This is a genomic window from Psychrobacter glacincola (genome assembly GCF_904846215.1).
In the GTDB taxonomy this organism is placed as follows: Bacteria; Pseudomonadota; Gammaproteobacteria; order Pseudomonadales; family Moraxellaceae; genus Psychrobacter; species Psychrobacter glacincola.
This window is the reverse complement of record NZ_CAJGZK010000015.1, coordinates 23886-35789: the sequence shown is the minus strand read 5'-3', so window position 1 is coordinate 35789 and position 11904 is coordinate 23886. Positions and strand designations below refer to the sequence as shown.

At 43.3% G+C, this 11904-nt stretch carries 8 protein-coding genes; 5 read left to right on the top strand and 3 right to left on the bottom strand.

All coding sequences use genetic code 11. The annotated features are described in order from the left end of the window. Positions 1-21: 21 nt before the first annotated feature. Together JMW90_RS09440 and JMW90_RS09435 are read right to left on the bottom strand one after the other, a co-directional pair. Positions 22-4380 carry an Rne/Rng family ribonuclease gene (locus tag JMW90_RS09440; RefSeq protein ID WP_201563535.1) on the bottom strand — a complete coding sequence of 1453 codons (4359 nt, stop codon included), beginning with the start codon at positions 4378-4380 and terminating at the stop codon, positions 22-24. 495 nt (positions 4381-4875) lie between these two features. Then, positions 4876-5016, bottom strand: coding sequence for a hypothetical protein (locus JMW90_RS09435; RefSeq protein WP_201563533.1), 141 nt, complete (start codon positions 5014-5016; stop codon positions 4876-4878). 616 nt (positions 5017-5632) lie between these two features. Here JMW90_RS09435 and JMW90_RS09430 point away from each other — a divergent pair. Together JMW90_RS09430 and JMW90_RS09425 are read left to right on the top strand one after the other, a co-directional pair. Next, positions 5633-6649, top strand: a complete 1017-nt coding sequence (locus JMW90_RS09430) for an RluA family pseudouridine synthase (RefSeq protein ID WP_201563531.1) — start codon at positions 5633-5635, stop codon at positions 6647-6649. Between the two features lie 286 nt (positions 6650-6935). Beyond that, the gene (locus tag JMW90_RS09425; protein WP_379607199.1) at positions 6936-7652 is read left to right on the top strand and encodes an HAD-IA family hydrolase; all 717 of its coding nucleotides are present in this window, start codon (positions 6936-6938) and stop codon (positions 7650-7652) included. 105 nt (positions 7653-7757) lie between these two features. Here the strand turns inward: JMW90_RS09425 and yihA are convergent, their stop codons facing one another. After that, positions 7758-8558: a ribosome biogenesis GTP-binding protein YihA/YsxC gene (yihA, locus tag JMW90_RS09420; protein WP_201563529.1), complete on the bottom strand. Its 801-nt coding sequence runs from the start codon at positions 8556-8558 to the stop codon at positions 7758-7760. A 410-nt stretch (positions 8559-8968) separates the two neighbouring features. Here yihA and JMW90_RS09415 point away from each other — a divergent pair, with 410 nt between their 5' ends. The 3 genes from JMW90_RS09415 to JMW90_RS09405 all read left to right on the top strand — a co-directional run bounded on the left by JMW90_RS09415 (position 8969) and on the right by JMW90_RS09405 (position 11678). Continuing rightward, the gene (locus JMW90_RS09415; RefSeq protein ID WP_201563527.1) at positions 8969-9304 is read left to right on the top strand and encodes a c-type cytochrome; all 336 of its coding nucleotides are present in this window, start codon (positions 8969-8971) and stop codon (positions 9302-9304) included. A 335-nt stretch (positions 9305-9639) separates the two neighbouring features. Next, positions 9640-10308, top strand: coding sequence for a c-type cytochrome (locus JMW90_RS09410; protein WP_201563525.1), 669 nt, complete (start codon positions 9640-9642; stop codon positions 10306-10308). Positions 10309-10535: 227 nt separating this feature from the next. After that, positions 10536-11678: a hypothetical protein gene (locus tag JMW90_RS09405; RefSeq protein WP_201563523.1), complete on the top strand. Its 1143-nt coding sequence runs from the start codon at positions 10536-10538 to the stop codon at positions 11676-11678. Positions 11679-11904 lie beyond the last annotated feature (226 nt).

Below are 11904 nucleotides of genomic sequence, written 5' to 3'. Positions count from 1 at the left end.
TTTAGATAAAATAACTCATGATTAGCTTTCGCTATCTAAGTTATCCGAATTATCTGACTCTGCTTTTTCAGCTTGCGTCGGCTTTTTATGCTCAGCTTTTGGCTTACGCGTGCGAGCCTTTGGTACTTTAGGCGTCGTTAAGTTAAACATACCTTTTTGTGGTAGTAATTGCTCAGCCACATTTTCGATCATGTTCTTATAACTGGCTATTGTCGTTTTTGATTTGGCTGCTTGACTGTCGTCTTTGAGAGAGGGCGCTACCATTGATTCAGCATCTTGCGCAGTATCGCTTTGCTCGACAGTAACATTTGTCACCTCAGCATCGACTTCAGTCGCTTTGATTTCAGCTGCAGCATTCTCAGTACTTTCGATATCTGGACTTTCGATATCTGGACTTTCAACATCAGTGCTTTCGATATCAGTGCTTTCGATATCAGTGCTTTCAATATCAGATTGCCCGTCATCTACTTCTGCTAATGTTTGCTCAGCATCTAAAAGCTGCTTGCTTTGGTCACTAACAGCGTCCGATTGAGCTTGATTTACCAGAGCATCGGCTTCTATTTCATGCGCGTCAATATCGATATCCGTTTGAACGGACTCGTTATTTGCCGCGTCAACAACAGTGGATGAAGCTGATTCTTTATAATCAGGATGCTGACCACGTGGATCGTTGCTGGCACGTTTGCTGATAGCACGGGCTTCTACTGCAGTTTTACCTTGGGCAGCTGCAAATTGACTGACGGCTTGCGTCATTGACTCAAAGCGTATCAGGTAATCCGCTGCTAAAGGCTGATAACCGTAGTTGCTAAAGTCAAAGTCGTTATGAGTATTTTCTTTGGCAACCACTTGATGCTCATTACTGCTTACCGCGTTATTGTCAGTTGCAGCTTTAACTTTTGCCTGCTCTAGATGCATAGCGATAGCAGCATTAAAGCAGCTGATGACACCGTCTGTCGCTAAGCGATTTTCTGCTTCTGCTAAGGTTGCACGGATAAACTCGCCAACCGTACCACGAATGGTTGGGGCGCTTACAACGACTTGCGCATCCTGCTCATGTGTTTGCGACGCTTTAGTAACTGATGATTGCACTTGCTGACGACGTACTAAGCGTGGATCGTTAGTGGCTTGACCAAACTTATTTGCCGTAATGTAGCGTTTGGCAAACAAAACGTCGCGGGTAAGCTCAAGAGTTGCTTCACTACTGCTATTCTCAGTAGCAACTTCGTTAGAATCCGCGGCAACGTTTTCTTCGGTAGTTATAGCAGTAATATCAGCCTGCTGAGTGGTTTCGGTTGGTGCGATATCTTCTGCTTGTACCGCTACTGCTTCTTGAGTTGGCACAGTATTCTCGGCTTCACTGTCCGTACGGCTTTTTGTATTAGCTTGCTCAGCTACAGCAGACTTCTTATCATCGCCTTTATCACCCTCTATAGAGGCAGCTTTTTGCGCGTTGTCATCAGTAGTGTTTTTTGCTACCTCATCGACTTGGGCAGTGCTTTTTTCAGCAGTCTCAGCCTGTATGCTGATTTCTGGTGTTTCATCAACTGTGCCGCTGCTGAGATTCGTAGGCTTAGCCGTTTGCTCTACTGACTTTTGCTTATCCGCACGCTGTTGAGTGTTAGTCGCTGGATGCTCTTTTTCGGCATCAGAATGACTTTCAATGGTTGCTTGCTTGTGGGTCGCTTGGCGTGCTGCAGACTTACTGTCATCTAACGACAAATGTACCACTTCTGGTGATTTGAGCTCACTGGCAGCTTCATTCACCTGTAATACCACTTCATTAGGGTCCTGATTGCGGCGTGCATTAGATTGGCTTTTGCTAGCGTTAGCTTCTTTAGGTGCTTGCTGATTATTTTGCTTAGGGTCAGCTGCTGTTAATGTTTCACCGCGCTCAAGCTTGCCACGTGATCCACGTTGGCTGTTTGATTTGCGCTTAGTGCGAGTTTGCTCTTCTGCTACGTTATCAGAGCTGTCAGAACGACTGCTATCGCTGGTATTGGTTGCATTAGCACTGGTCGTATTAGCGTTGTCTTCAGTGGTATTGCGATTGTTGTCTTGACGGTTGTTGCGATTGCGATCGCTATGACGTCTATTATCCTGCTGACGTTTATCTTGATTGTCGGTTTTGTCATCAGTGCCAGTTGCGCTGCTGTCAGTCGTATTGCTAGCGGTGCTGTTGCCAGTTTCATCTGCCTGCTCTTTTCTTTGGCGCGGCTTAGATGGTCTTGACTTGCGCGGCTTACGTCTTCTTCTCTCTTCAGCGTCGCTGCTATCGTCAGTACTACTCTCAGCAGAGCGAGTTTGTTGACTATCCTGCTCATTCGCACTTTGCTGGTTGGTTGATGGCTGTGCTGCTGCGGCTTTTTGGCTGTTATCAGTATTCAATAAAGCCGCGTTATCCACTTGTCCAAACGAGCCTAGGCTTTGTGCACCGGTATTTACCAGCGCTTCAATAGCTTCTGCAGCGTCTCGACTACTGACACTTGATGTGATTTGAGCTTGTGGTGCTTGCGCAAATAAATTAGACAACCAAGCGACTGCTTGCGGCTGGGCAGCAGTAATGGTATTGGTTTGAGGTGTTGCTGAGGCTGATGGGGTTACAACATTCTGAGCGCTTTGAGTCTCTTGAGCCTGCGGCGCACGCGCTGATGTCACATTGTTGCTGTTACTATTATTGCTGCGATGTTCATTGCTATGGCTGGTGCTATTTTGTTGCTGCTGCGTAGGCGCATTTTGCGGCGCATTAGGACGAGACGGCGCTTGACTGCTACTATTGTTATCCACAACTTGACGAGGTTGGCGGGTTGGCTGCTGCTCAGGTCGCTCTTTTTCAGCCGTTTGCCAATCAACGTTATAACCAAGCTCGCTATGTTCTTGCAGCTGAGTATCTGTAATACGCTCATAGCTTGATGGTGCAAAGCCATCGCGGTTGAAGTGAAGTTTGAAGTTGGGCGATTCTAAATGCGCATGAGGTAAAATGGTGATACGCGTACCACTGTCTTGCTCAAGATAAACTAAGGCGTCGCGTTTTTCATTTAGCAAGAACGCTGCGATATCAGTTGGTACTTCAGCTTGTACTTCGCCTTGACGCTCTTTTAGCGCGATTTGCTCAATCTGACGCATAATAGATAACGACAATGAGCGCAAGTCACGAATCATGCCGTTACCATGACAGCGTGGGCAGATATAGCCAGTTGACTCTTCTAGCGATGGACGCAAACGCTGACGGCTCATCTCCATCAAACCAAATTTCGAGATATCACCAAACTGGACACGTGCGCGGTCATATTTGGTCGCATCAATCAGACGTTTCTCGACCTCTTTTTGATGCTTGTTGTCATTCATGTCAATAAAATCAATGACAATCAAACCGCCCATATCACGTAGGCGTAACTGACGGGCAATCTCATCGGCTGCTTCTAGATTGGTATGATAAGCAGTTTCAGCAACGTCTGAGCCTTTGGTTGATTTTGCTGAGTTGATATCGATAGACACCAATGCTTCAGTCTGGTCGATAACAATTGAGCCACCTGATGGCAGACGCACTTCACGCTGATAGGCCGTTTCAATCTGCTTTTCGATATTAAAGCGCGAAAACATGGGCTCATAATCGGTATACTTGCGCAGTTTTTCAGCCTGTTTTGGCATGACCGCATCGATAAAGCCCGCCGCTTCAATATAAGCGTTTTCGTTATCAATCCAAATCTCTGCAATATCATCACGTAGGTAGTCACGCACAGCACGCGTAACCACGCCGGCTTCTTGATGAACCAAGCGCGGTGATGGATATTTTTGGTTTTGTTCTTGGATGGCTTGCCAGATATTCAGCAAATGATTTAAATCGTGTTGCAAATCTTCTTGTGTCTTACCAATACCGGCAGTACGAATGATGACGCTCATGCCTTTTGGCAAAGCAAGACTGCCTAGCATACGTTTCATATCTTCGCGCAATTTACCTGAAATTTGACGAGAGATACCACCACCGCGAGGGTTGTTTGGCATCAATACCAGATACCGTCCTGCTAATGACACATAAGTCGATAGGGCAGCGCCTTTATTACCGCGCTCTTCCTTTTCAACTTGGACGATGAGCTCATCGCCTTCTTTGATCAGTTTTTTGATGTTTTCGTCACGCGGATTGCCACTCAAGTATTCGGCAGAGATTTCACGAATCGGCAAAAAACCTTGGCGCTGTGAGCCATACTCGACAAACACCGCTTCAAGCGATGGCTCGACACGGGTTACATGACCTTTATAAATATTGGATTTTTTTTGTTCGCGGGTACGGTTTTCAAGATCGAAATCATACAGATGATTGCCTGTGCAAAGGGCAACACGAATTTCTTCGTTTTGGGTAGCGTTAATTAAAATGCGTTTCATAATAGTATCCTATGAGTACGCACAACAACGACGAGACAGGCTTTAGGGCTAAGTGGCAAGCGCTGCTAATGGCAACATTAGCGTGAGCAGATGCTAGTTAACGAGAGAACGTAAAGCAGAGTAATAAAGCATAGTAATGCTTTTCAAAAGCTTAACTCTGAACCAGTGGTATTAACATCAATATAGAGGGTATAGGGTGTAAGACTATGTCTATATCTTAATATAAGCAGGCTTGTCATAAAGATTAATGTATAAGCAGGTCAGTGATTGTTTATCATCAGTATTTTGAACCAGGTGGGTGGTCAGCGCACTTTGTCATTTCGTCATAGCGGCGGCTGGTTACTGATATATAAAGGCATTACTGATACCAAAAAAGCATCGTGCTGTCACATAATCAATCAAGGTCTAGCAATCATATCGCTGTCGATTATATATAAAATGAAATCATATAAAATAGTAACGTTCAGCGGTTATCCATCCAGATTAAGCAATTGGTCATTCTTTATTTATCGTTCTTTTGTATATCACGTTAATAATATCTTGGGCGTTTAAAAGCGAGTTCTTGCTGCGTTCGTCATCAGCGGGGCGTACTTGGCAAACAGAATAAATGACCGGCTTATCGGCACGGTGTCTCATGTTTATCCTACTTATCGTCCTCTGTTTGACCGCCAATACTCAGGCAGTTATCGAGATACATGGTGTTGATTCTCGATTGCGCTCTTAACGACCCATACTTGCTCAACTGCACGCGGCTAAAAAACTGTTAGATAATAAATCATCAAATCAAGTCGTTATCATGCGGGTAGTGAGTAAAGGGTGTATGGTTGATCATCGCTTAATAAAGGGCTAATGCCATTTCTATCAAGTCGATGCTATCTATCTGTTTTGCTATCTATTTTATTGTCACAATATTCTGTAAGACATACTTTGTGAGAATAAATAGTTTTTACTAAAAAATAATTTTTTACTGATAAATATCAGCTAGGTTCTTTCAATTCATTAGGTATTATAAAGTATATCTGTTGTTATAATATCCTTAAAATCAGATGAAACACAGAGTCTGCGCAGGATATGTAGCTTAATCAGTCTTGCTTAAACGTCATTAGCAAGCCGTAAAATCGCGATATGCTACCCAAAACAACAATCAATTAGCAATGAATTATTGTTTCAGTCTCTGCTTAATTGGTGCTCAACATGCTAAACTATAGCAAATCTTTGTGTAAATACCTAACTAAAAATGACGAACTCAAAAATGACAAAAGACGAACCTATCCACGAAGCGCCAGCTATCTTTAATAGCAAAACGCGTCCACAAAGTGCTGACGACGAGATTAGTGATTTCGGCAAGGTCAATTACCTTGAAGTCACGCGTCATCAGCACGACCAGCGCTTGGATAATTTTTTACTTAATCGCTTAAAAGGTTTGCCAAAACCGCATATCTATAAAATGATTCGCTCAGATGAGATTCGAGTCAATAATAAGCGCTGCAAGGCTCATGATAGAGTGCAGCGTGAAGATGTGGTACGTATTGCGCCAGTGGTACTCGCCACTCGCGAAAAACCTATCATCAGCACCGAATTTGCCAAAAGCTTATTGGCACGTGTGGTCTACGAAGATGAAGGCTTGATTGTGCTCAACAAACCATCAGGCATCGCCGTTCATGGCGGCAGTGGTCTTGCCTTTGGGGTCATTGAAGCCATGCGTGAAGTCACAGGCAAAAAATATTTAGAGCTTGTGCATCGTATTGACAAAGATACATCAGGTTTATTGATGATCTCTAAAAAACGCTCTTCGCTGAAAGTTTTGCAGCAGCATTTGGTCGACAAAACCATTCAAAAGCATTATTTATGTATTGCAAAAGGTCAGCCAGTGCTCAACGAGCAACGTATCGATGCGCCATTACTGCGTTATACGCTTGCAAGCGGTGAGCGCCGCGTTAAAGTAGATACGCAAGACCCGCAAACCAAAGAGAGTCAGACTGATATCGTCGTTCATGGTCGTTTTACGATTGCTGAGCAGCCTGTCAGTTTGATTGAAGCCAAGCCGCTCACCGGACGTACCCATCAAATTCGTGTGCATTTGGCTCATATCGGTCATGCTATCTTAGGGGATGACAAGTACCATGTACATGACAAATCTGGCGTTCATCGCCTGTGCTTACATGCGTGGCGCTTAGATATTCCAGGTTATGAGACCATCACTGCGCCTCTACCAGATGAGATGCTCGATTGGATGCCAGAAGATATTAAAGCCAATCTGCCTAAATAAGCGGCTCGTTATAGTCAGTTCAAAATAAAAGCGATACGATTATAATAACGTGCTATTGGCTATAATTTTTCTTGCTTGCTGTTCGCAGGCGTGACAGAGGCTGCAAAAAATTTATAGCCAATAGCACTGTATCGTTTTTAAAATGAATCGACTATATATGGACTTTACAGTAGATGCTATCTATGTAGATTAAGCATTAATCCCAAACGTCACGATCGCTTATAAACAATAAGTCGCCGTGACGTTTTGCTATCTGCCATTTATTATTATTCATGAAGGTCTATTTATGAGCCAAACTATTACAAGAACTAAGACGACAATTGCTGTTGAGAGTTCTCAATTATCTAATCCGCATCATTTAGCAGATAAGACCTTAATCATATTTGATTGGGATGGTACGCTGATGGATTCGATTGGCCTAATTGTTGAGTCTATGCATATAGCTGGCGAGGCGCATGGATTTACGACGACCGATAAAGCCGTCAAAAATATTATCGGGTTAAGTTTAATGAATGGCATTGAGCTTTTATATCCACAGGCAAGCGCTGAGCAAAAGCTATTCATCCAGCAAAATTACGCGGATTATTATATTGCTAACAGTCATCGTACGCCGTTTTTTGCGCCGATAGAAAATATGCTACAAACCTTGCAGCAACAAAATCGTCAGCTTGCGGTCGCCACAGGCAAAAAACGTAAAGGTTTAGATCGTGTCTTGGATGCATCAGACAGCCATCATTATTTTGTCATGACGCGCTGTGCTGATGAAGCAGGCTCCAAACCGGATCCGCAAATGCTGACGGATATTTTGCAGTATACCGAGCAGCAAATCTCTGATGCCGTATTTATTGGTGATAGCATCTATGATATTCAAATGGCAAACAGGCTGGGGATGACCAGTATCGCGGTCAATTATGGTACAGCGAGCAGCGACGAGCTTGCCGCACAGCAGCCCACGTATCAGGTCGACACGCCACAAGTATTGGCTGAGTTACTATGTGCTTAAATACAAATCAGCGTAAATGATAATCTGCTTAAATGGTAAAGAATGACAATAAAAAGGGCGTATCGATAATAACGATACGCCCTTTTTTATGAAAAACTATAAGGTTTATTTGCTTTTTTCTTGAGAACTATCTTCTTGAGAGCTGTCTTTTGAAACATTATCTTTTTGAAGCGCATCCTTTTCGATAGCATCTTCTAGCTCATCGCCTTCTAGCAACGCAAAAGAGGATTCAATAATTTTGTCTGCATCGAGCTGATACTCATACCAGTTGCCCATAACGCCTGCCAATTCATCAAGGCCTTCTTTTCTCAAGGCTGAAAATAGCTGAATACTACAGTTTAGCCCCAGTTCTTTTAGTTTTTTACGGGTATTAAGCAACGCATTTTTAGAAGCACCATACTTCAGCTTATCTGCTTTCGTTAACAAGATATGAACCGGCAGCTCACCATCTTTTGCCCAACGTAGCATTTGCTCATCAAAGAACTTCAATGGATGACGGATATCACTCATCAGTACCAGACCTGCAAGGCTTGAGCGCGACACCAAATACTCTTCTAGCTCAACCTGCCATTCTTTTTTCATCTCAAGCGGCACGGCTGCATAGCCATAACCTGGCAAATCTACCAAACGTCTATCGGCATCACCAACATTAAAAAAGTTGATCATCTGCGTACGACCGGGCGTTTTAGATGAGCGTGCCAATTGGCGCTGATTGGTAAGCGCATTGATGGCAGAAGACTTACCAGCGTTTGAGCGACCAGCAAATGCTACCTCTAAGCCTATATCTGCAGGACAAAGGCGAAAGGTTGGTGCTGACATCATAAATTCAGTTTGCTGAATACGCTGACGGGCTTTGGTATTAAAAGCCGCATGCTTAGCGGCGACATCGTTGAACGGGGTACTCATAAATGACTCATTACGGTTAAAATTTAGATACTTAAAATTAAAATACAATAGTGAAAAATTTTTCAGTTGCCCGGCCAATAGCATAGCCTCTTTGGCTACTAATAACCAACTACGAATCTTTCATAAAATAAGGGTTTTAAATTATCGACTATTCTATACTATTAATGTGTTTAGTTATTGAAATAACGGCTATTAACCGCATATTAATTATAGTAGGGTTATAAAATAAAGTAGCCTTAAGCTATTGTTTAAGGCTCCATCAAGCAGCATTGACAAAGTTAAACTATATTCATATATATTAATTTGACATCTATTGTTACAATATCCATGAGAATAGGTTCACTCACAGACGTTAACGCACAGAAGCAATGAAGCAAACGTTTGGACGAGTGAGTTAATGGAGGTGTCTTATGTTATCGATGACGATGATTTTTGCCAGAGGCAATCGCTCTTTTGCCAGTAGTATTAGCGCGCTTATCATTAGTGCGGCTATGATAACTGGTGCAGGGGCGGCTAATATTGCAACAACTTATAATGAATCATGCGCTGCGTGTCACGACAGTGGTGCCTTGAATGCGATTAAAAAAGGCAATAGTGCCAAATGGCAGCTGCTGATAAAACAAAAAGGCATGCCTGCACTTATTGATTCGGTCAAAAACGGTATGATTCAGATGCCGGCTGGCGGCTTGTGTGAAGCGTGTAGCAATGATGACTATCGCAAGCTTATTGAGTATATGAGCAAATAATTAGTTAGGTATCTATTCAATCTTTATTTGCTAAAACACATAAATGAGGCGCAAGGGTCTATTGCCTTTTGCGCTTTTTGCTATTTATAAAGCAGGGGCTGAGTCAGTGAGTAGAAAAACTACCCAATGCTACGATTAAGTAGGCAAATAGTAAAAAGTCTTGCTATAATAATCCAAAATAAACCCTGATATTAGTAAGTGCTTTCGGGCTGCTTGTGATAAAGACGATAGAACATATGGCTTAGCGACTAAATAATGGCTTGGTGAATATGACGCGTCTAAATAATGCAACCACTCTAAACAATACTTACATCGAGTTAGTAGGATTTGTATCAATGAAAAAGTTAATCGCTGCCGCCAGCTTATGTGTTGCAAGTTTCAGTGTACAAGCTGCTATCACTGTTCCTAAATATGATCTTAATGCCGGCAAACAAATCGCAGAAACCGTCTGCGCTGCTTGTCATGGTGTTGATGGCGTGAGCCCTGTGCCAGCCCAGCCGAATCTTGGCGGTCAAAATGTCAAATATTTATATAAGCAATTGGTCAACTTTAAAGCAGGCTACCGCAAAAACGGTATCATGCAGTCGCAAGTGGCCAATTTGTCGCAGCAAGATTTAGCCAACGTCGCAGGTTATTACTCAAGCCAAAAGCCTTGGGGCGTGGCGTTTGGCAATCCTGCCACCACGCAAGAAGCCAGCAAGTTGTTTTTAGGTGGTGATAAGTCGCGCGGTGTCATTGGTTGTGCAGGCTGTCATGGTCCAGATGCAGCCGGTAATGTATGGGCAGCATTTCCACGTTTGGGTGGACAACATGCTGAATATATCGCCACTCAGCTAAAGCTTTTCCGTGCCGCGGGTCGTGTAGATGATATCGATAGCGACGATCAAAAGCGTGTCAATGATGCCGCAAAAGAAGGTGAGATGGGCATGATGCAGACCGTTGCTTCTAAACTGTCTGATCGCGATATCCGTATCTTGTCAGATTATGTGAGTGCTATTCACTAATCTCAGATAGAGTCGGTTTGCCTTATTCATATTATCGATAAAAGCGCCGCTTGTATTTTTATAACTGAGTTATTAGACCCCGATTTCGGGGTTTTTTTATAACTGTCAGTCCTTATATAATGGCATATCTTTATCTTATATAAATGGACTGTTAATAGATTAATGGCTATTTATACTTAATTAGTATGACTCAATGTTATTCACCTTAAATCGCCTGGATTTAAATTATGATGATTCGCTATGCTTCTTATTTTATTGCAGCGCTGCTACCATTATTGCTATTTCGCTGGTTTGCACCGGCTTCAATCGGTGAGATTGATTTTTGGTTGTTGTGGCTGCTTGCTATGGTAGTGGTGTCGCTACCGGTCATTTATGCTGAGATAGCCCTAGCTTATCGCAGTGCTGAGGCGCCTCTAGCGGGTATGCAGAAGCTCACTCGAGAGGCAGATGCCAGCGCCTTATGGCGTGGCTTTGGTTGGCTTGCTGCGCTCGTATCTATCATCATTGCAGCGCTTGTGATATCGGGTGCGAGCACGGGCATATTGACGGCACTCACAGAATTAAATAGCGCGCCTGAAGTACCAGGCTTTGCGATTGCCGCAGGTTTGATGGTCATTGCTGCATTGTTAAGCTTACTGGGTGTGACACCTTTGCCGATTGGTTTGGGCTTAATGCTAATTGGTTTGTTCTTTGGGCTAGCAAACGGTTTGCCAAATATTACTTTTGCGATGACCAATATCAGCCTAGGCGAATGGGCAAGAGCAGTTGCACTGGCGCTTGTCAGTGTTGGCGCAGGTACAGGTTTATATTGGTTTGGTCAAAACCGTATCACTAAGCAAGCAGTAACGGCAGTAGGTATAGACAATCACTATGCGCAAAATCCCTCTCGTGCTCAGGCATCAAGCGAATATCGAGCAACCAAGCTTGTGCTACCGATTTGGATATTACAGTTATTGGTCGGGGTAGTGGCTTTGTTTATTAGTGGTATGACGCTACCGCCAATCGGACAGCTACTGTATTGGGCAGGGGTAATTTTTGTCGCCAGTTACTTACTACATTATAGTACGCAGCAGCTCGCGCATAAATTTGGTCTGCTGGTCAGTTTGGTCATAACGGCTGTCATAGCGATAGTATTGGTCGTTGCCATACCGACTATTTGGCTGGTAGGCATACTAGTCATTATCAGCAGCATTGCCGTGTTATTGCTGTCCGTTTTTGCAGGATGGCAGATGAAAATCAGTCATTTACGTAAGTCTTTGAATTTTGGCAATGAAGCCTTTTATAATTTATGGCGTGTGGCAATACGTTTGGTTGTGCCAGTAGCACTGTTATTAGCCTTGATAGGTTGGGTGATGCAGTGGTTAAGCTAACAGTTGATGAAGTTCAAGTTAATAGCCTAAATACTGTTCAATAAGGCACTGTTCAGCAAGGCACTATAGTTGATCCACTTTTAAAAGAGCACAACATTACAGAGCACAACATTACAGAGCACAACATTACAGAGCACAACATTACTGGGGTTAATGATTCGCAGCCTCTGTCTGCATAGGCACAGCAAGCAAGAAAAATTGACCCCAGTAGTGACTTATAACATTT